Source organism: Halorubrum sp. SS7 (assembly GCF_005435055.1).
Taxonomy (GTDB): domain Archaea; phylum Halobacteriota; class Halobacteria; order Halobacteriales; family Haloferacaceae; genus Halorubrum; species Halorubrum salinarum.
This window is the reverse complement of sequence record NZ_SGXV01000003.1, coordinates 16,421-36,367: the sequence shown is the minus strand read 5'-3', so window position 1 is coordinate 36,367 and position 19,947 is coordinate 16,421. Positions and strand designations below refer to the sequence as shown.

The 19,947-nt window shown below is 72.7% G+C and carries 16 protein-coding genes; 10 read left to right on the top strand and 6 right to left on the bottom strand.

The genetic code is table 11. From position 1 onward, the window contains the following. Positions 1-56: 56 nt before the first annotated feature. Positions 57-797: a proteasome assembly chaperone family protein gene (locus EXE44_RS04430; protein ID WP_137716132.1), complete on the top strand. Its 741-nt coding sequence runs from the start codon at positions 57-59 to the stop codon at positions 795-797. Positions 798-813: 16 nt separating this feature from the next. Here the strand turns inward: EXE44_RS04430 and EXE44_RS04425 are convergent, their stop codons facing one another. Together EXE44_RS04425 and EXE44_RS04420 are read right to left on the bottom strand one after the other, a co-directional pair. Beyond that, positions 814-2,208 (bottom strand): isochorismate synthase MenF, encoded by a 1,395-nt coding sequence (locus EXE44_RS04425; protein WP_137716131.1) that lies wholly within the window; start codon positions 2,206-2,208, stop codon positions 814-816. Between the two features lie 103 nt (positions 2,209-2,311). Then, positions 2,312-2,926, bottom strand: coding sequence for a sulfite oxidase-like oxidoreductase (locus EXE44_RS04420; protein WP_137716130.1), 615 nt, complete (start codon positions 2,924-2,926; stop codon positions 2,312-2,314). Positions 2,927-3,170: 244 nt separating this feature from the next. Here EXE44_RS04420 and EXE44_RS04415 point away from each other — a divergent pair, with 244 nt between their 5' ends. The 3 genes from EXE44_RS04415 to EXE44_RS04405 all read left to right on the top strand — a co-directional run bounded on the left by EXE44_RS04415 (position 3,171) and on the right by EXE44_RS04405 (position 5,830). Continuing rightward, positions 3,171-3,386 (top strand): ribbon-helix-helix domain-containing protein, encoded by a 216-nt coding sequence (locus tag EXE44_RS04415; protein ID WP_004598554.1) that lies wholly within the window; start codon positions 3,171-3,173, stop codon positions 3,384-3,386. Between the two features lie 95 nt (positions 3,387-3,481). Next, entirely contained in the window at positions 3,482-3,760 is a 279-nt protein-coding gene (locus EXE44_RS04410; protein ID WP_053771458.1) for a UPF0058 family protein, read from the top strand. Positions 3,761-3,919: 159 nt separating this feature from the next. Continuing rightward, positions 3,920-5,830 (top strand): rhomboid family intramembrane serine protease, encoded by a 1,911-nt coding sequence (locus tag EXE44_RS04405; RefSeq protein ID WP_137716129.1) that lies wholly within the window; start codon positions 3,920-3,922, stop codon positions 5,828-5,830. Between the two features lie 36 nt (positions 5,831-5,866). Here the strand turns inward: EXE44_RS04405 and EXE44_RS04400 are convergent, their stop codons facing one another. Then, positions 5,867-6,490, bottom strand: a complete 624-nt coding sequence (locus EXE44_RS04400) for an METTL5 family protein (protein WP_053771460.1) — start codon at positions 6,488-6,490, stop codon at positions 5,867-5,869. 3 nt (positions 6,491-6,493) lie between these two features. Beyond that, positions 6,494-6,883: a hypothetical protein gene (locus tag EXE44_RS04395; protein ID WP_137716128.1), complete on the bottom strand. Its 390-nt coding sequence runs from the start codon at positions 6,881-6,883 to the stop codon at positions 6,494-6,496. A gap of 388 nt (positions 6,884-7,271) precedes the next feature. Between EXE44_RS04395 and EXE44_RS04390 the strand changes: the two genes are divergently transcribed. The 4 genes from EXE44_RS04390 (at position 7,272) to EXE44_RS04375 (ending at position 12,046) form a co-directional block, all read left to right on the top strand. Beyond that, positions 7,272-8,225 (top strand): transcription initiation factor IIB family protein, encoded by a 954-nt coding sequence (locus tag EXE44_RS04390; RefSeq protein WP_053771462.1) that lies wholly within the window; start codon positions 7,272-7,274, stop codon positions 8,223-8,225. A gap of 85 nt (positions 8,226-8,310) precedes the next feature. Beyond that, positions 8,311-8,745: a universal stress protein gene (locus tag EXE44_RS04385; RefSeq protein ID WP_137716127.1), complete on the top strand. Its 435-nt coding sequence runs from the start codon at positions 8,311-8,313 to the stop codon at positions 8,743-8,745. A 33-nt stretch (positions 8,746-8,778) separates the two neighbouring features. Then, positions 8,779-10,836: an AMP-binding protein gene (locus EXE44_RS04380; protein ID WP_137716126.1), complete on the top strand. Its 2,058-nt coding sequence runs from the start codon at positions 8,779-8,781 to the stop codon at positions 10,834-10,836. Positions 10,837-10,897: 61 nt separating this feature from the next. Then, positions 10,898-12,046 (top strand): acyl-CoA dehydrogenase family protein, encoded by a 1,149-nt coding sequence (locus tag EXE44_RS04375; protein ID WP_137716125.1) that lies wholly within the window; start codon positions 10,898-10,900, stop codon positions 12,044-12,046. 9 nt (positions 12,047-12,055) lie between these two features. Here the strand turns inward: EXE44_RS04375 and EXE44_RS04370 are convergent, their stop codons facing one another. Continuing rightward, positions 12,056-12,730 carry an MBL fold metallo-hydrolase gene (locus EXE44_RS04370; protein WP_137716124.1) on the bottom strand — a complete coding sequence of 225 codons (675 nt, stop codon included), beginning with the start codon at positions 12,728-12,730 and terminating at the stop codon, positions 12,056-12,058. Positions 12,731-12,893: 163 nt separating this feature from the next. Here EXE44_RS04370 and EXE44_RS04365 point away from each other — a divergent pair, with 163 nt between their 5' ends. Then, positions 12,894-14,708, top strand: a complete 1,815-nt coding sequence (locus tag EXE44_RS04365) for a DNA mismatch repair protein (protein WP_137716123.1) — start codon at positions 12,894-12,896, stop codon at positions 14,706-14,708. Beyond that, entirely contained in the window at positions 14,701-15,150 is a 450-nt protein-coding gene (locus EXE44_RS04360; protein WP_137716122.1) for a hypothetical protein, read from the top strand. Before EXE44_RS04365 ends, EXE44_RS04360 begins: the two co-directional genes overlap by 8 nt. 41 nt (positions 15,151-15,191) lie before the next feature. On the opposite strand, the gene EXE44_RS04355 is transcribed toward EXE44_RS04360, so the two are convergent. Further along, complete coding sequence (locus EXE44_RS04355; RefSeq protein WP_199241180.1) at positions 15,192-19,907, bottom strand: glycoside hydrolase family 15 protein; 4,716 nt, start codon at positions 19,905-19,907, stop codon at positions 15,192-15,194. Positions 19,908-19,947: the final 40 nt, after the last annotated feature.

Below are 19,947 nucleotides of genomic sequence, written 5' to 3'. Positions count from 1 at the left end.
CTGCGGGACCCGCCCTGCGCCGCACCTTTAGGTCCGCCCCGGGCGTAGGGGGGCGCATGGCACGCATCTCCGTCCTCGACGACGGTCTCTCGCTGGACGCGCCCACCCTGATCGAGGGGTTCCCCGGCGTCGGCCTCGTCGGCAAGATAGCGACCGACCACCTGATCGACGTCCACGGCATGACCCACTACGCGAACGTCCACTGCGACGGGCTCCCGCCGGTGGCCGTCTACCACGAGTCCGAGACGGCCGCGACGACGCCGGTGCGGCTGTACGCGGACCCGGAGAACGACCTCGTCGCGCTCCGCAGCGACGTGCCCGTGAACCCGAACGCGGCGACGGAGGTCGCGGCGTGTCTCGGCTCGTGGTTCGACGAGGTCGACCTGTTCCCGGTGTTCCTGTCGGGGCTCGGCCGCGAGAAGGACGAGGCGCCGCCGGAGCTGTACGGGATCGCCACCGGCGACGGGGGCGAGGCGCTGGCGCGCGCCGAGGTGTCGGAGCCGTCGGAGTCCGGGCTCGTCTCCGGCCCCACGGGGGCGATGCTCGCGGCCGCGCTGGAACACGGCCGCGACGCGGTCGGCCTCGTCGTCGAGTCCGATCCGCAGTTCCCCGACCCGGAGGCGGCGCGGATACTCATCGCCGACGGCATCGACCCCATCGCCGGGATCGAGACGCCGACGGACGGGCTGGTCGAACAGGCGACCGAGATCCGGGACGCGAAACAACAGCTCGCCGAGCGGATGCGACAGGCGAACGAGGAGAGCTCGCAGGCCGAGCCGCTGAAGATGTTCCAGTAGGGGTTCGATCGGGCGGCTACCGACCGCCCGCGTCGCCGTCGTCGCCCTCCAGCTCGTCGAGGATCGGCCGGTACTTCAGCTGGACCTCGTCCCACTCCCGGTCGGGGTCGGAGTCGGAGACGATCCCGACGCCCGCGAACAGCGTGGCGCGCCGGCGGACCGCGACCGCAGAGCGGATCGCGACCGCGAACGCCCCGTTGCCCGCGGCGTCGATCCAGCCGACCGGGGCGGCGTACCAGCCGCGGTCGAACGGCTCGGTCTCGCGGATCGTCGCCAGCGCGCGGTCCGGCGGCAGCCCGCCGACCGCCGGCGTCGGGTGGAGCGCCTCGACAAGGTCGAGCACGTGGCGGTCCGCGTCCAGCTCGGCTGTGATCGGCGTGTGGAGGTGTTGGACCGTCGCGAGCCGGCGGACGCGACGCTCGCCCGCGGAGATGGACGCCGCGAACGGCTCCAACTGGTCCCGCACCGTCTCCGCGACCAGCTCGTGTTCGTGGACGTTCTTCTCGTCGTCGAGGAGCTCCCGCGCGAGCCACTCGTCCTCGCTCGGCGTCTCGCCGCGGCCGGTCGTCCCGGCGAGCGCGTCGGTCTCGACGGTGCGGCCGCGCAGCGAGACCAACCGCTCGGGCGTGGCGCCGAAGAAGGCGCTCTCGCCGGCCTCGGGCTCGAACCAGTAGCGGTGACAGTCGGGGTACTTCTCCGCGAGGCGTTCGAGCGTCGCCGCGCGCGGGAAGTCGGCCGCGAGGTCGGCCTCCAGCGCCTGGGCCAACACCACCTTCCGGAGGTCGCCGTCGCGGATCCGGTCGACCGCGGCGCCGACGCTCTCGCGCCACGCCTCGGGGCTCGTGGTCCGCCGGCTCTCGCTGATCCCGGGCCGGGGCGGCCGGTCGCCCCGGGAGTCGGCGTTGCCGTCGCCGCTCGGCGCCTCGCCGTCGCCGTCGAGGGCGGCGAACCGGTCGACCTCGCTCGCCAGCCGGTCTTCGACCGCGGAGACGTCGGCGTCCTCGCCGACCGCGTTGACCGTCAGCCACGCGCCGTTGTCCGCGACGGTAAGCTGGACGCGGGGGAGCACGAACCGGGCCTCCGGGAACGGCGCCCACGGGTCGCCGTCGCAGGCGCCCTCGTGGAAGGCGAACCCGCCGAAGACCCTGGGGCGGGCCGCCTCGGTGCCGGCGTGGACGTCGCCGGACTCGAACAGCTCGGTCGTCGCCTCGCGGATCGCCGCGAAGCGGTCGCCGCCGGCGGCGGTCAGCGTCGCCGCCGAGCCGCCGCCGATCACCAGCGCGTCGCCGGGCGCGCTCCAGGTCGTGCGCGGCGCCGGAAGCGCGTCGAACGCCGCCGCGAACGCCGGTTCGTCGATCGCCGTGGTCCGGCTGACCAGCGGCGGTGACGACCGTGGGCGCGCCCCTTTCATACGTACCGAGTCGGGGCCGTGGACCCTTTATCCTGACTATCGGGGCGGAACGGACGGGGGATGTCCGAGGGGCGAAGCGAGCGGGGCGACGGACGCCGCGCGATCAGCTGTAGCGCTCCTCGTTCCAGGGGTTCGCCGTGTCGCTGTACCCGCGCTTCTCCCAGTAGCCGAGCTCGGGCTCCGTGAGAAACTCCACGCCCGAGACCCACTTCGCGCCCTTGTACGCGTACTTGTGCGGCGTGACGACGCGGATCGGGCCGCCGTGGTCCGCCGGGAGGTCGTCGCCGTCGAAGCCGTACGCCAACTGGACGCCCGGCTCCGTACACTCGTCGAGCGGGAGGTCGGTCGTGTAGCCGTCCAGCGAGTGGAACATGACGTGTTCGGCGTCGTCGCGGACGCCCGCGAGGTCGGCGAGGTCGGCGAACGCGACGCCCGTGAACTCGCAGTCGAACTTGCTCCACCCCGTCACGCAGTGGAAGTCCTGTCGCTGGGTGACGGCCGGGAGGTCGCGGAACTCGTCGAGCGAGAACGAGCGGGGCTCCTCGACGGCGCCCCACACCTCGAGTTCGAACGTGTCCGGGTCCCACGACGGCGTGCCGCTCTTCGAGAGGACGGGGAAGCCGTCGGTCTCGCGCTGTCCCGGCGGGAGCCGGTCGTCGCCGTACTCGCGGTAGAGGTCGGTGAGGTCTTCGACGGCCTCGACGCCGGAGTCGGTCATGGGACCCGGTTCGGCCCGGACCGACGTATGGATGTCGCTCCCGGAGCCGGGCGGGCGGCCGAGTGCGGCGCGTTCGACGGGACCTCCTGTCGATAGGGGCGTGGACGCCGCGCGGCGTTCGCACAATTCCAAGGCGAATTTTGAGGACGGAAAATGAACTTTTGTGTCGTCGTTTTGCGTTTTCGTATCGCCGGATCTGCGACGCCAATTTTATATACGCCATCCCACAAGAGCCGGACAGCAAATGCCACGAGTGAAGATAACCGTGCCGGAGCATCTGGAGATGCAGATCGCCCAGATGGTCGAGGAGGGGGAGTTCCTCAACCGAGAGGAGGCGGTAGAGGAGCTGCTGTCGACTGGCATCAAGGCGTACAAGACGAGCGGCCCGCGAGACGACGACGACTCCAACGGATTCGAAGACGAGGGGATGATGGGCCACGAAGACGAGTACGTCTTCTGACCGAACGACTCTCCTCGACGGCGGTCCCCGCGGCGCGGAACCGTGCGTACCCCCCTCAACAACCCTTATAGGGCCCACATCCCGTATCCGTGGGTATGCACAAGGACGAGCTGCTCGAACTCCACGAACAGATGGTGACGATCATGGAGCACTTCCGCGCCCAGGAGTCGGTCGACGGATCGCTGTTCGACCCGTACGACGAGCTCGACGTCGACCCCTCGCACGTCCACAAGTCGAAGAGCGAGCACAAGCACGCCGTTTTCGTCCTCGGGAACGCCCTGGCGAACGCGATGAGCGAAGACGAGTTCTCGCCCGCCGGCCGCGTCGGCAAGCGGATGGAGGAGCTCGCCGACGACGCGGAGAACAAGATCTGAGGACCGTTTCCGGACCGTCGGCCCGACGAGTCCCGTTCCGGACTCCCCGCCTCCGCGCCGACGCCCGGACGCCGCTTCCGAGCGCCGTCCGTCGCCGCCGACCTCCGGCCGCGCTCCCGACCCCCGTATTGATGTGTGCGCGGCCCCGTCGAACCTGACATGGTCGCAGAGGCGCTGACGGCGGACGCCGTTCACCTCGCCGCAGGGGGCGTCGCGCTCGCCGTCGCGCTCGCCGTCGTGTACGCCGTCGACCGACCGAGCGGCGACTGGACGCGGGCGATCCGGTCCCGGCTCCTCCTCGGCGTCCCGTGGGGGACGCTGGTCGTGATGGTGGGCGTAATCGGGGTGTACCTGTTCGTCCAGTCCGGCCTCGACAACCCGAACCGGCCGGTCGTCATCCCGTTCCGGTCGTGGTCGTACTTCTACCCGGAGGGGCTCGTCTGGTCGAGCTTCGCACACGCGAGCCGCGGTCACATCACCGGCAACCTCCTGGCCGCGGTCGTCGCCGGCGGCCTCTCGGAGTACGCGTACGGCCACTTCCCCGACGGCCGCGAGGTCGGGGACGCGGACCGGCTCGCCGTCCGCCTCCGACGCCTGCCGAGTCGCGTGCGGGCGCTCCCGAGCCGAGCGCGGCGTCTCCCCGAGCGGATCCGAGCGATTCCGGGCCGGATCGCCGCCGTCGAGTCGCCCGCGGCGAACCCGTACGTCCGGGCGTTCCTGATCGTGCCCGGCGCCGCGGTCGCGTTCGGCCTCGTCTCCGCACTGTTCGCGCTGGGGCCGGTGATCGGCTTCTCGGTCGTGGTGTTCGCGTACTGGGGGTTCGCGCTCGTCTCGCGCCCGGTCGCCGCGGTCGTCGCCATGGCCGGAACGACGCTCGTCGGCGTCCTCTACGACGCCGTCCGGGTCCCGGTGGCGTTCGCGGAGGCGTCCCCCTCCTACGGCGTGCCGGGGTGGGCGAACGTCGCGATTCAGGGCCACGCGCTCGGGCTCATCGGCGGCGCGCTGGTCGCGGTCGTCCTGCTCCGGCGACGTAGCCGAGCCCGGGAAGACGGTGATCGCGGCGCCGACTCGGACGCGGCCGCGGGGCGGTGGCGGCACCACCCGGTCGCGACCGCCGACGGCGGTGGGGCCCGCACGGACGCGACGGAGCGGTCGGCGATCGTCGTCTTCGGTGCGCTGCTGCTGTTCGGCGCGTCGCGCCGGCTGTGGGCGGTGTACTGGTACCTCGGCAACGAGCGCTACGAGCTGTACCGCGCGGTCGGCGTCGGGCTGCTCGCCCTGCTCGCGGCGATAGTCGCCGTCGCGGCCGTCTCGCGGGACGAGCCCATCTGGCCGGCCCGGGCGGTCCCGGACCCCGAGACGATCCGGGGCGGGGTCCGGTCGGCGACGCCGGCGGCGGTCGGCCTCCTGCTGCTCGTCGCGGCGCTGGCCGTCGTCGCCGGGCCGGCCGTCGTCCCGAACCTCGTCGCGGTCGACGACGGCGAGCTCCCCGGCGACCCGGTCGAGGTGGAGGGGTATCAGGTGACGTACGCGGAGGACGTGGAGAACCGGCTCGTGGGCGTCGTCGACGTCGAGGCGTTCGGCCGGTCGACGTCGGTCAACACCTCGGGGGTGATCGTCAGCAACTCCGACCGCGAGATATGGACGACGGCCGTCTCGAAGGGGAACCTCGCGTTCTGGGGGTACCGCGCGGTCGACGTTGGCGGGACCGGCTGGCGCGAGACCGTGTGGGTCCAGCGTGTCGGCTGGGTGGCGGCGAACGGCGGGCCGACGTACCGGGTCGACGCGGTCCGGAACGAGACCCGGCGGACGCTGTTCACGAGCGAACCGGCGCGCGCCGAACCCCGGATCGACGGCCGCAACGTCGTCGTCGCGGCCGCGCGGGGAGGCTTCGAGCTGTCGGTGATCGGCGGCAGCGGCAACAACGTCACGGCGCCGCTCCCGGCGGCGAACGAGTCGGTGACGGTCCGGGGGATCACCCTCGTGCGCGAGGGGGACGTCCTGTTCGCGGAGCGCGGCGAGACGCGGGTCCGGATCGCGCAGCGGGAGCGGTACGAAGGGCGTCAGTAGTCGAGACCGGCGGTACCGGAGCGACGAGTCAGGGGCCTACGACCACTCGATCCGGTACACTTCGGTCTCGATGTCGCGCGCCGCGTCGGTGTGGTGGTCGAACTGCGCGTCGATCCGGAACTCGGCCGCGAACGCGTGGGTCACCTCGCCGCCCTCGTCGGCGGCGAACGCCTCGACGAACTCCCGGCTCCCGCCGTTGTGGACCGAGTAGGAGACGTCGGCGAGGTCGCTCGCGACCGCGAGGAACTCCCGGTCGGCGTTGCGGTTCCCGTCCTGCGCGCCGAACGGCGGGTTCATCACGACCGTCGCCGGCTCCGCGACGGCCAGCGGGGGGCGGGTGGCGTCGCCGCGGACCCAGTGGACCGGCGCGCTGGCGGCGACGCGACGCTCGTTGGCGCGGGCGGTCGCGAGCGCGCCGCCGTCGAGTTCGAGGCCGACGACGCGGGCGGGGCCGCGCAGCGCCGCGGCCAGCGCGAGCATCCCGGTCCCGGCGCCGAGGTCGATCACGGTCCGGCCGTCGACGTCGCCGTGGAGGTCGGCGAGGTGGACGACGTGGGCGGCCAGCTCCGGGGGTGTCGGGTACTGTTCCAGGGCGGCGTCCGGGCGCTCGAAGCCGGCGACGACGCCGAGCTTGGCCGCGAGCGACCGCTTCGTCGCCATCGGTCAGGCGGCGCCGTCGACGCGGACGAACTCGACGCCCTCGCGGTCGGCTCGCTCGGCGAGCGCCGCGAGCGCCGTGCGGGTCTCCTCGCACGGCTCCTCTTCGACGGTGACCTCGATCCGCCCGGCGCCGAGGAACGACGCCGCCCGGACGAGCCCGCGGAGGCGGTCGGCCTCCCGCTGGCGTTCGAGCGTGCTCTCGGCGTCGAACGCCGCCTCGGTCGCGACGGCGGCGGGCTGGTAGCCCCGGGCGGCGAGCCCCTGCTTGAGGTCGCGGAGGTGGTCGGGCGCGGTGCTGTCGAGGTCGGCGGCGTCGATGACGACCGGGTCGACATCCGCGGGGCGACAGCCGCGCAGCGTGCGTTCGATGCCGGACGAGGAGGTGGTGCTCATACACGCCTATTGGTATTGGTTATACAAAAACCTTTATAGATGTTTAGTGGTAATAACCAGAGATCAAGAGACGAGACCCGACGGCGACGAACGCATCGAGAAGGGCGTGCGAGCGTCTCCGAGCGCCGGAATTCGCTCGCAGTGGGGCCGCGATCTCGGGCCCTGAAATCCGGCGGGGAATTCGACCCCGAACCGCGGTCACGTTTCGTGCGTCGCGGCGGCGGACCGAGACGAGTCGCGACCCGAGCTGACCCGATCCCGTATTCCCGGATCCGTCGGCAAACGCGCTCTCCGAGCGGTTAACCGGGTGACCGAGCGCACACGGATCATCAGGATCGTTGATGGGGGTGGACAAGGTTTAAATGTGCGACTGACCACAAACCTTTTAATGGAACGTCCGAGTCGCCAGCGGCAACAGGAGCGGGACACGGAGCAGGAAACGGACGAATCGACGGTCTCCTGTCCGGAGTGTGACTCGGAGGACATCGTCACCGACGCCGACCAAGAACTCGTCTGCGAGGACTGCGGGCTCGTCTTGGACGAACGGAACATCGACCGCGGCCCGGAGTGGCGCGCGTTCAACCACAACGAGCGGCAGTCCAAGTCGCGCGTCGGCGCCCCCATCACGGAGACGATGCACGACAAGGGGCTGACGACGACCATCGACTGGAAGGACAAGGACGCCTACGGGCGGTCGCTCTCCTCGGAGAAGCGCTCGCAGATGCACCGCCTGCGGAAGTGGCAGGAGCGAATTCGGACCAAAGACGCGGGCGAGCGCAACCTCCAGTTCGCGCTCTCGGAGATCGACCGGATGGCCAGCGCGCTCGGCGTGCCGCGCTCGGTACGCGAGGTCGCCTCCGTCATCTATCGCCGCGCGCTCAACGAGGACCTCATCCGGGGGCGATCCATCGAGGGCGTCTCTACCGCCGCGCTGTACGCCGCCTGCCGACAGGAGGGGATCCCCCGCAGCCTCGACGAGGTCGCCGACGTCTCGCGGGTCCCGCAAAAGGAGATCGGCCGCACCTATCGTTACATCTCCCAGGAGCTCGGCCTGGAACTGAAGCCGGTCGACCCAAAGCAGTTCGTCCCGCGGTTCGCGTCCGCGCTCCAGCTCTCCGAGGAGGTCCAGTCGAAGGCGACCGAGATCATCGACGTCTCCGCGGAGCAGGGCCTCCTCTCCGGGAAGTCGCCCACCGGCTTCGCGGCGGCCGCCATCTACGCCGCGTCGCTGCTCTGTAACGAGAAGAAGACCCAGCGCGAGGTCGCCGACGTGGCGCAGGTCACCGAGGTCACCATCCGCAACCGGTATCAAGAGCAGATCGAAGCGATGGGGTTCCGGTAGGGACGGACGGCGCCGCCTCGGCGCTGCCGCGGATCGAGACAGTTGATCGGGTTTTTAATCGCTACCCGTCGAACCACGGGGTGAGATGTACTCAGAGATCCTCGTTCCGACGGACGGCAGCCCGGCGTCGGACGCCGCGATCGAACACGCGATCGACCTCGCGGACCGATACGACGCTCGCCTCCACGCGCTGTACGTCGTCGACGGCGCGGCGTACTCCAGCCTCGAGGCGGGCGCGGAGGTCGTCGTCGAGGCGCTCGAATCGGAGGGCGAGGAGGCGACGACCCGCGTCGCCGAGGCCGCCGCGGACGCCGGCGTCGAGTGCGTCACCAGCGTCACGTCCGGGACCGCCTACCGGTCGATACACAACTACGTCGACGACCACGGCATCGACGTCGTGGTGATGGGGACCCACGGGCGGAAGGGGATCGACCGCTACCTGCTCGGGAGCGTCACGGAGCGGGTCGTCCGCACGTCGGACGTACCGGTGTTGACCGTGCGACAGTCGGCGGATGAGTAGTCGCACCGCACTCGGCGGACGCGGGTGACACCGATGCGCGACTGGCTCTCCCACCGGGTGGTCTCGTCGCCGGACGACACCGCCCTGATCCGCGCCGAGGACGGCGAGGCGTGGAGCTACACCGACCTCGACCGGCTGGTCGCCGAGACGGCCGGTCGGCTCGTCGCGCACGGGCTCGGCGAGGGCGACCGGATCGGCGTGCTGACCCCACCGTACGTCGGCACCGTCGGCCTCGTCCACGCGACGATGCGGATCGGGGCGACGTTCGTCCCGCTCGGTCAGGAGCTGACCGCGCGCGAGATCGCCGCGCGGATCGACCGGACCGACCTCGACGCCGTGGTCTGCGCGGAGCCGACGGAGGCGACGGCGACCGACGCGACGGCGGAGATCGAAGGGGTCCCCGTCTACTCCGTCGACGACCCGACGAGCGCCGAGGTCACCGGGATCCACGATGTCGACCCGGCGGCGCTCGACCCGCCGGCGTGGTCGTTCGACGACCCGCTCTGCGTGCTGTTCACCTCGGGGACGACCGGCGAGCCCAAGCCCGTGCCGCTGACCGCTGGCAACGTGTACAGCTCGGCGGTCGCCTCGGCGTTCCGGCTGGGGGTCGAGGCCGACGACCGCTGGCTCGTGTCGCTGTCGCTCCACCACATGGGCGGGCTCGCGCCGGTGTATCGGTCGGTCATGTACGGGGCGACGCTCGTGTTGCGCGAGGGGTTCGACGCCGGCGGCACCGCCGACGACATCGACGCCTACGACGTGACCGGGGTCTCGCTCGTCCCGACGATGCTCAAGCGGATGCTCGACCGACGCGGGACGCTGTCGGACTCGCTCCGCGTGGTCCTGCTCGGGGGCGCGCCCGCGCCGGCGGAGCTGTTGGAGCGGTGTCGCGACTACTCGATCCCCGTCTACCCGACCTACGGGATGACCGAGGCGGCCTCGCAGATCACCACCGCGACGCCGCGACAGACCAGGGACCGGCTCGGGACGGTCGGTCGGCCCCTCTTCGGCACCGACGTGACGGTCGTCGGCGACGTCGGCGACCCGGTCGAGCCCGGCGAGACCGGCGAGGTCGTCGTCAGGGGACCGACGATCACGCCGGGGTACCTCGCCCAGCGCGACGGCGACGGGTCCGAGGCGGACGACGACGGCGACGCGGCGGCCCCCGACAACGTCGACCTGAACGGGATCGACCCCGCGGACATCGACCGGTCGGACTTCGGCCCCTACGGGCTCCACACCGGCGACGTGGGACGGTTCGACGAGGAGGGGTACCTCCACGTGCTCAACCGGGTCGACGACCGGATCATCACCGGCGGCGAGAACGTCGAACCCGGCGAGGTCGGGGACGTGCTCCGGGAGTACGCCGAGGTCGAGGACGTGGCGGTCGTCGGCCTCGACGACGAGGTGTGGGGCGAGCGCGTCGCGGCGCTCGTCGCCGTCGGCGACCGGTTCCCGAACGGGGCTGGTGCCACGGAAGACGCCGCGAACGCGGAGCCCGATCCGACGGAGACCGGCGTACCGGAGGAGGAGTCGGCCGACCTGGCCGACGACGCGACGGGCTCCGACGACGCGACGGGTTCCGACGACGCGACGCCGGTCGTCGGGGGCGAGGGCGTCGGTCCCGCACCGATCGACGAGGGCGCGTTCGTCGACCACGCTCGGGAGCGCCTCGCCGGCTTCAAGATCCCGAAGACGGTCGCGTACGTCGAGGAGCTCCCCCGGACCGTCTCCGGGACGGTCGACAGGGAGGCGACGCGGGCGCTCCTCCGGGAGCGCGGCACGGACCCCCGGAAGAGTACCGACGCGGACCTGGAGACGGCGGGGTTCAAGCCCGCGGACCCCGCCGAGCCGACCGAGCCGGCGGAAGCGGCGGCCCCGGACGGCGCGAGCGCCTCGGAGTCCGACGCCGAGCGCCCCGAGGAGGTCGACATCGCCGACGCCGAGGAGGTCGCGGCCGGACCGACGAGCGACGACGAGCCCGAGAGGGAGCCGGCGGAGACCGAGGGAGAGAACGGCGCGGACGCCGAGGAGTCGGGTGATGGGGACGCCGACCAGTCGGGCGATGCGGACGCGGCCGACGGCAGATAAACTCACCCGACGTTCTTCGTTGTTCCACCGACGTTTTGCCCGCGGAGCTCTGACGGGTCGTATGGAGCTGCTCGACGACAGCATCGTGCCGGAGCGCGCGCGAGAGGTCAAACAGGAGGCGCGGGAGTTCGCCGACGAGTACATCGCCCCGAACGCGGAGGCGTACTACGAGTCCGGCGAGTACCCGTGGGAAGTGCTCGAAGCGGGAATGGACGCCGGACTGGTCGCCCAAGACATCGGCGAGGAGTACGGCGGCAAGGGGTTCGACCTGGCGCAGGTGCTGGCCATCGCGGAGGAGTTCTACCGCGCCGACGCCGGCATCGCGCTCACCCTCCAGCTGGCCAGCTTCGGCGCGGAGATGGTCGAGGATTACGGGACCGAGGAACAGAAGGAGAAGTACCTCCGGCCCGTCGCCGAGAACGACCAGATCTCCGGGCTCGCGGTCTCCGAGCCGCAGACCGGCTCCGACCTGGCGGGCATGACGACGAAGGCCGAGAAGGTCGAGGGCGGGTACGAGCTGACCGGCGAGAAGTACTGGGTCGGCAACGCGGTCGAGGCCGACTGGCTGACCGTCTACGCGAAGACCGGCGAGAGCGACGACCGCTACTCCAACTACACGCTGTTCATCGTCGAGACCGACTCCGACGGCTACGAGGCCGAGCACATCCCCGAAAAGATGGGGATGCGCGCATCCAAGCAGGGCCACATCGTCTTCGATGACTGCTTCGTGCCCGAGGAGAACGTCGTCGGCAGCGAGGGCGGCGGCTTCTACGTGCTCGCCGACTTCTTCAACCACGGCCGCGTCATCGTCGGCGGTCACGGGCTCGGGCTCGCCGCCGCCGCCATCGAGGAGGCGGAGGCGTTCATCGACGAGCGCGAGGCGTTCGGCCGCACCATCGACGACTTCCAGGCCGTCCAGCACACCATCTCGGACATGCGGATCGGGTTCGAGTCGGCGCGGGCGCTCAACTGGCGCGCCTGCGAGAAGGTCGCGAACAACGAGGACGCCGGCTACTGGGCCGCGCTGGCGAAGACCAAGTCGACGGAGGTCGCCACCGACTGCGCCGAGAAGGGCATGAAGCTCCACGGCGGCCGCTCGATCCTGACCGAGCGCCGGATCGCCCGCGTCTACCGCGACGTGCGCATCCCGGTGATCTACGAGGGCGCCAACGACATCCAGCGCAACCTCATCTACCGGCAGTCGCGGTAGGCGGGTAGATCAGACGGTCGCCGCCAGCCGCCGCAGGGCCTCGCCGCCGCCCGTCGCGAGCGGGTCGCCGTGCCCGACGCAGGCGACCTCGAACGCCGGGGCGCGCTCGGCGAGCCCCCGGACGCTCGTCGCAACTTCGTCCGTGTCGTAGCTTATCAGCCAGCCGGAGGGTTCGAGGTCGCCGTTCGACGCCGAGACGAGGTCCCCGAGGAGCCCGACCCCGAGTTCCTCGCTGACGTACGCGACGTGGCCCGGCGTGTGGCCGGGCGTGTGGTACGCCGTGAACGACCCGATCCGCTCGCCGTCGCGAACGCCGACGACGTCGAGGTCGGCGCGGTCGGTGACGAGGCCGCCGAGCCGCTGGATCAGGCCCTTGTGGTTCCGTAGTGGCGGAGTGCGCGCTCCGCGGAGCAGCTGGGCGTCGAAGCCGTACGCGCGGACCGGCGCGTCGAGGTCGGGCGCGAGCGCCGCCAGCGTCCCGACGTGGTCGAGGTCGTAGTGCGTGAGCAGGACGCGGCCGACCTCCGAGACGGCGACGCCGGCCTCGTCGAGCCCGTCCCGGATCGCGGCCTCGTCCCACGGAGTCCCGGCGTCGACGAGCGTCGGCACGTCGTCGAAGACGAGGTACGCGTTGACGCCGCGACACTCGATCCGCCAGACGCCCTCGGCGATCTCGGTTGCCATGGCCTCCCGTACGGGAGCCGGAGGCAAGAGCGCTCGCGTGCCGGATCGCGCCGCGGTCGAGGGACGGCGGGGAAAATCTGGACGGCGAGAGAAGACATCGGGACGGCGGGGCCGCCGGGGCGGGCGACGAAAACGCCAAGGCGCCGGGGCGACACCACGGGGTATGCGACTGGAGGACTACTGGGGGATCGGCCCCAAGACGAGCGAGCGGCTCACCGAGGCGCTCGGGACCGAACGGGCCGTCGAGGCGATCGAGTCGGCCGACGTCCGCGCGCTCGTCGACGCCGGCCTCCACCGCGGCCGCGCGACCCGCATCCTCCGCCGGGCGAACGGCGAGGCCGGGATGGACGTCCTCGCGACGGGCGACGCGCGCTCGGTGTACGACGACCTCCTCGGGCTCGCGGCCGACGCGGCGCTGACCGCGCACGCGGCCGACCGGATCAGGGTGATGACCCCCCTCCTCGACCGCGACGCCGTCGAGCAGCGGTTAGACCGGGTCGTCGCCGCCCGCGACGCCTGGGAGGGCCTCGACGACGACGAGCGCGAGGCCGTCGCGGACGCCTTCGCCGCCTACGACGAGGCCGACGGCTCGGACCTCGCCGCGGTCGAGACCGCCGTCGCCCTCCGCGAGGCGGGGGTGACTGACGGCCCGTTCGCGGACGTGGGCGCGCTCGACGGCGACCGCCTGCGCGACGCCGCCGACGCGCTCGCCGACGTGCGGGGCTCGATCGACCCCGCCGGCGACCTCGACGGCGACGACATCGAGATCGCGGCGGGCGCCGACGCGGAGCTGGACCGGCTGCGCGAGCAGCTCTCGGCCGCGCGCGACCTCGCAGACTCCGCGTTCGACGTGCTCGAAACCGTCCGCGACGGGAGCCTCCGGGACTTCGAGGCGCTGGAGGCGGCGACGGTCGACCACGTCGCGCACGAGACCGGCGTCGAGCCGGCGACGGTCCGGTCGGCGGCGCCCGACGAGGCGCTCGACGCGGCCGACTTCGTCTCCGGGACGCTTCGCGACCTCGTCGGCGAACTGGAGGCCGCTGTCGACGAGCGCGAGGCCGCCGTCGCGGCCGACATCCGCGAGCGCCTCGGCGACGAGTCGGGCGCCGACGAGGACACCGCGGTCGCCCGCGCCGCGGCGGCGGTCTCGGACGCCGCGTTCCTGCTCTCTCTGGGGCGGTTCGCGGCCGAGAACGGCCACGTCCGCCCGACGCTCGTCGACGACGGCATCGCCGTGCGCGGGGCGCGGAACCCATTCCTCGGCGGCGACGTTCAACCGGTCTCGTACGGGGTCGGTTCGCACTCGCTCGCGGGCGAGGCGGGCGTCGCGAGCGCGGACGCGCCGCCGACGGGCGACCGCGTGAGCGTGCTCACCGGGGCGAACTCCGGCGGGAAGACGACGCTCTTGGAGACCCTCTGTGCGGTCGCGCTGCTCGCGTCGATGGGGCTGCCCGTGCCCGCCGACGCGGCCGAGGTCGGGACGTTCGACCGGATCGTCTTCCACCGCCGGCACGCATCCTTCAACGCCGGCGTGCTGGAGTCGACGCTGAAGTCGGTCGTCCCCCCGCTCGTCGCGGACGGCCGCACGCTCATGCTCGTCGACGAGTTCGAGGCGATCACGGAGCCGGGCCGCGCCGCCGACCTGCTGAACGGCCTCGTCACGCTCACGGTCGACCGCGGCGCGCTCGGCGTCTACGTCACGCACCTCGCGGAGGACCTGAGCCCGCTGCCCGACGCGGCCCGGATCGACGGCATCTTCGCGGAGGGGCTGACGAACGACTTAGAGCTCCGCGTCGACTACCAGCCGCGGTTCGAGACGGTCGGGAAGTCCACGCCGGAGTTCATCGTCTCGCGGCTGGTCGCGAACGCCGGCGACCGCGGGGTCCGCGCGGGCTTCGAACACCTCGCCGGCGCGGTCGGCGAGGAGGCGGTCCAGCGAACGCTCTCGGACGCCGAGTGGGCGGCGAACGATGACTGACGACGAGGGGGGCCGGGACCCGGGCCCCGATCGGATCCGGTCGGTGGCGGTCCACCGCGAGGACGTGGCGAACGCGCTCGAAGCGACGCTGCGGAGCGACCGCGAGGTCGTCCTCCGCGCGACGCCGCCCTTCTCCGGGCGGATGCGGGCCCGGCTCCACGCGCTCGACGCGGGAGGCGGCGACGGGGACGCGGACGCCGGCGACGGGGGCCCCGCGCCGCTCCACATCGACCCGCGGGCGCTGGTGGCCGACGCGCCGCCGTACCCCGAGGTCGACGACACGGCGGCGGAATACCCCGACGCGGACCTCGCGGCGCGGCGGAAGCGACACGCAGAGGCGGTCGAGGACTGGCGCGAAACGGTTCGCGAGCGCGTCGCCGAGACGGTTGAGATCGAGGTCGACGGCGAGACACGCATCGTCGACGTGACCGCCCTCGGGTAGAAGGGGTTCGTGAACCGCCGACCTGACCCGGCTGCGACGGGCTACAGGCGGAGCCGCTCGACGGCGGTCCCCGCCGTCTCGAAGTCGTCGTCGGTCGCGGCCGCGACCACGACGGTGTGCGCGTCGGTGTCCGCGTCGAGGTCGACCTCGAACGCGCCGTCGGCGTCGGGGGCGACGAGCCGGGACGCCTGCCGCGTGTGGACCGCCACGCGCGCCGCGTCAGTCTCCCCGGCGACGACGACCGAGTCCTCGACGAACTCGGCGGTGGCCGTCAGGTCGGGACCGGCCGGGCGGTCGGACTCGACGTAGCGGTCGCGGACGACGGTCGGCGTCTCGACCGGCTTGCCCGCGTCGACGCCGTGCGCCAGTCGGACGAAGCCGGCCATCGACCACGCGAGGGGGGTCGCCCCCCCGGTGCCCTCGCCGAACTCCCAGCCGTACTTCGTCGGGTGCTCGCGGTCCCACACCTGCTCGGGGAGCATCAACCCGGAGTTACCGAACCCGGCCATCGTCTCCAGCAGCGCCTCGGGTTCGAGCGCGTCCTCGTCGGTGCCGCCGAAGGCGTCGGGGCCGTCGCCGCGGGCGCGGAGCTCGTACTCCCCGCGCTCGCCGGTGAAGATGGGCCACAGGCGGCCACGGCCGTCGCCGGTCCCGGCCCACGGCGCGCCGGGGTCGCCGACCGCGATCTCGCCGTACGCGTCGCCGACGTAGCGGTACCAGGCGGCGCCGTGGGGAGTGTCGACGCGGATCGAGTCGTCGACGACGGCGACGGAGTTGCGGACGACCGGGTCGTCGGCGGGCTTGATCCCCAGCCGGACGAGTTCGAGGAAGCCGCCGTCGACGATCTCGCGCTCGTCGTACGTCGGGCCGTCGTTGGCGATGGTCCGAGGGCGGCCGGACTCGGGGTCGCCGTCGGCCGTGACCCGGAGGTAGTACGGGGTCCGGTCGTGGCGGTCGGTGCCGGTCGCGGTCGCGCACCAGTCCTCGACGCGGGCGGTCCAGTCGTCGGCGAGCGCGAGCCACGCGAGCGCGTCGGCGCGGAGCGACTCGGGCGACTCGGCCGCCCCGCTCCCCGCCTCGTCGGCTCCGTCGCGACGGTCGGCCTCGGCGAGCGCGAGCGCGGCGCCGCAGACGAGGCCCGCGATCTCGGCCGCGATGCTCGACGGCGAGTACCCCGCCTCCTCCTCCCAGCGCTCCTGGGCGGTCTCGGGGCCGTTCTCGGCGATGTAATCGAGCGATCGGGCGACCTGGTCGTAGGAGTAGTCGGCGTCGGCGAGCGTCACGCCGCGCTCGTACAGCTGCCAGGCCATCACGGAGGGGAAGCCGATGTTGTCCATCTGCTCGCCGCCCCACCGGGTCCGGCCGTCGATGTAGGTGTTCTGCGGGAGGAAGCCGTCGTCGTCCTGCTGGGTGTTGTAGAGGTACGCCAAGGCGTCGGCGCCGCGGCCGAGGTCGTCCATCTCGATCAGCGCCGTGAACACCTGGTAGAGGTCCCGCGACCAGACGAAGTTGTAGCCGTAGCCCCGGTCCTCGGCGGCGTACTCCGTCTCGCCCCACGGGACCGAGGGGCTCGCGATCCCCGCGCCGTCGTGGGCCTTGTCCTCGACGGCCGCGAGCGTCATCAGCGCGAAGCGGTACTGCGCCGCGAGGTCGGGGTCGTCCGCGACCGAGTCGGGGAGCTCGCGGTCCGCGAGCCACGAGCGCCACGTCTCGGCGTACGCGTCCGCGGCGTCGTCGAAGCCGCGCGCGAGCGCCCCCTCGGCCTCGCCCAGCGCGGCCGCGGTGTCGGCGTCCTCGGCGAACCCGAGCGCGACCGTGTCCGCGACGGTCTCGCCGCTGCCGACGAGGCCGGCCAGGACGACGTTGCCGACCGCCTCGGCCGACTCCTCGCCGCGCTCGCCGTCGCCGAACAGCGCGTCGGCCGCCTCGCCGCCGGCCGCGAGCGCGCTCGCCCAGTCGAACCCCGTGCCGCTCGCCAGCGCGAGGGCGGGGTCGAACGGCTCGCCCTCGTCGTCGACGAGCTTGCCCGCGTCGCGGTCGGGGTCGTCCTTGCGCGCGAGCAGGTGCGCGCCGCCGTTGCCGTCGACGCGCTGGGCGCGGTCGTTCGTGCCGACGTTGGCGATGGTGGCGTCGGCGAGCGCGTACACGTCGTACTCGCGGCTCCCCTCGAACCGCACGTCCGCGAGGATCGCCGTCCCGTCGGTGTCGACCGCGTACTCGACCCGGAGCGTCCAGGAGTGGCCGTGGCCGTCGCCGGTCTCGCGGATCCGCTGGACGTAGGCGAGCGCGTCGTCGGCCGCCGGCTCCGTCGTCCGCTCTATCGTCTCCGTCGCCGAGACGTGGCCCGTCTCGTCGAACGTGCGGATCGCGTACTCGGAGTCGGGGTCGGCGACGAGGAAGTCGAACGTGCGGACGTTCATCACGTCGATCCGCGGGAACCGCGCCTCGGTGAGCGCCCCCTCCGTGAGCGTGAACCACACCGGGACCGGGTCGTCGGCCTCGTAGTCGGCCGGCGTGCCGAGGCCGAACTTCCGGCCGGTCGTCCAGTGCGGCGCCGCCTCGGGGCCGCTCTCGCGGTCGTGCGGGACCGGGAGCTCGCCGTGGCTCGCGAGCGTCACCGTCGCGTCGATGCGGAGCGCGTGCGACCACGCGATGGGCGTCGCGCTGTCGAGGTCTCCGTCGTCGAACGCCTGCTCCGCGAACAACCCCGCCTCGTTGACGAAGGGTCCGTCCGGCTCGCAGAGCGCGTACAGGTCGCGGGCGTCCGCGAACAGCGGCCCGGCGGCCCCGCCGCGCTCGTCGACGACGCCCGCGAGCGTCGCCGCGGCCGTCGCGCCCCACAGCGTCGCGATGGACCACACCTTCGCGGCGCCCTGTTCGGCCGTGCGCCAGTCGTCGCCGGTGAACCTGACGAGCCCCTCGACAGAGGCGGTCTCGCGCCGGAGCGCGTCGACCGTCTGCCGGACGTGCGTGTTGACCCGGTCGAGGAAGCGGTCGAACTCCGTCGTCGCGACCGAGTCGACGCCGGCGGGCCCGGAGCCGTCGGTGGCGGCCGCGTCGCCGCCCGGCGCGGCCTCGTCGTCGAGCAGGGCGGCGTACTCGGCGGCCGCCGTGGCGAGCGCGAACGTGCTGGCGTCGGCGCGGGCGTCCTGCCCGTCGTCGCTGGCGCGCTGGAGGAACCGCTCCGCGTCGGGGTTCCAGCGCGCGTCGAGGCCCGATAGCGCCGCGTCGGCGGCGTCGGCGGCGTCGGCGCGGAGCCCCTCGTCGACCGGCGCGCGCGCCACGGCGGCGAACGCCCGGAGGTACTCGGCGCCGGTGTGGGTGAACCGACCGAGCGCGTTCTCCCAGCAGTTCTGACAGCGGCGCGGCAGCCCGTCGTCCTCGGTCGTCTCGAGGAGGAAGTCGACGGCGTCGGCGATCGTCTCGTCGATCCGGTCGCGCCACTCGGCGGGGAGGTCGGCCTCGCGGCGCAGCGTCGCGAGGAACGCGACGACCGTCGCGGGCTGGTCGAGCTGGTCGTTCGGGCCGGGTGTCGCGTTCGCGCCCTCGATCCGGGCGTTCGCCCAGCCGGGCGCGACCTTCCCCGAGTCGGCCCACACGCGGTGGGGCCACGAGCCGTCGGCGTCCTGCGTCCGGCAGAAGAAGCTCGCGGCCGCGAGCAGCTCCTCGTCGGCGTCGAGGCCGAGCTCCTCGCTCGCGTCGAGCAGCGCGGTCGACACCGTCGCCTCGTCGCGGAACCAGGTGTAGCCGTAGCCGCCCGAGGTGGAGTAGAAGGGGTCGAACTCGGGCGCGGCGATCCGCGCGCCGGACTCCGCGGTGAGCAGGTCGAGCGCGCGGAGGTCGCTCGCGATCACCGAGCGCCGGGGGGCGTCCTCGGGCACGTCCGGGCCGCGGCCGTCGGCGGCCTCGCGGAGGTCGTCGGCGTCGGGGTAGGCGGTCGCGATGTTCGACACCGCCTCGATCCGGCGCTGGCGGTCGATCCCGTCGGTGAGGGCGTCCTTCGCGTCGTCGCCGGTGTCGCGAGCGGCCCGGCGGTCGACGACGGCGCGGCCCGCGAGCGTGACGCGCTCGGTGCGCCCGTCGCGCTCGAACGGGGCGCGGACGACGACGTCCGGGGTGAGCCGGGAGTCCTCGCGGCGGTCGATCTCGCCGCGGTGCGGGAACCCGTCGCCGCCCTCGCCGAGTAGCTCGGGGATCGTCCGCAGGCGCTGGCCGTGGGCGTTCGAGAGGCCCGTCGAGGCCGTGAGGAAGTCGTGTTCGGTCCGGTGGTACACCTCGACGACGCCGCCGTCCCCGGGGCCGGCGCCGTCGTGGACCATGTTGCCGACGCGGCCCTCGACCATGTCGGGCGAGAACGCGTAGGCGGCGACGAGTTCGGCGTCTGCCGGGGGCGAGCCGCGCAGTTCGACGTGGGTGAGGTGGGTGTCGCTCACCACGAGGTCGAACTGGTGGATGGTGTAGCGGCCGGCGTCGTACTCCGTCTCGACGAGCGGGGTGTCGCCGTCGTAGTGCTGGCGGGTCGTCTCCAGGTCGTCGAACCAGCGGACGCCGCGCCCGGCGGTTATCCCCATCCGGAGGCGGTCGGCGCCGCCGACCTCGGAGAGGGAGTACGAACAGTCGTGGACGGTCCCGTCCGGCCCCACGTGGACCAGTCGGCCGTCGTCGCCGGTGAACGCGCCGGCGGTCATCGAGTGCTCCGCCGGGTAGCGCTCCCCGCGCCGACGTTCGTGCTCCGTAAGGGCGGTACGCAGTCGCATACCCGCCCTGCGCCTGCCGGAGTAAAAGCCTTGACGACCG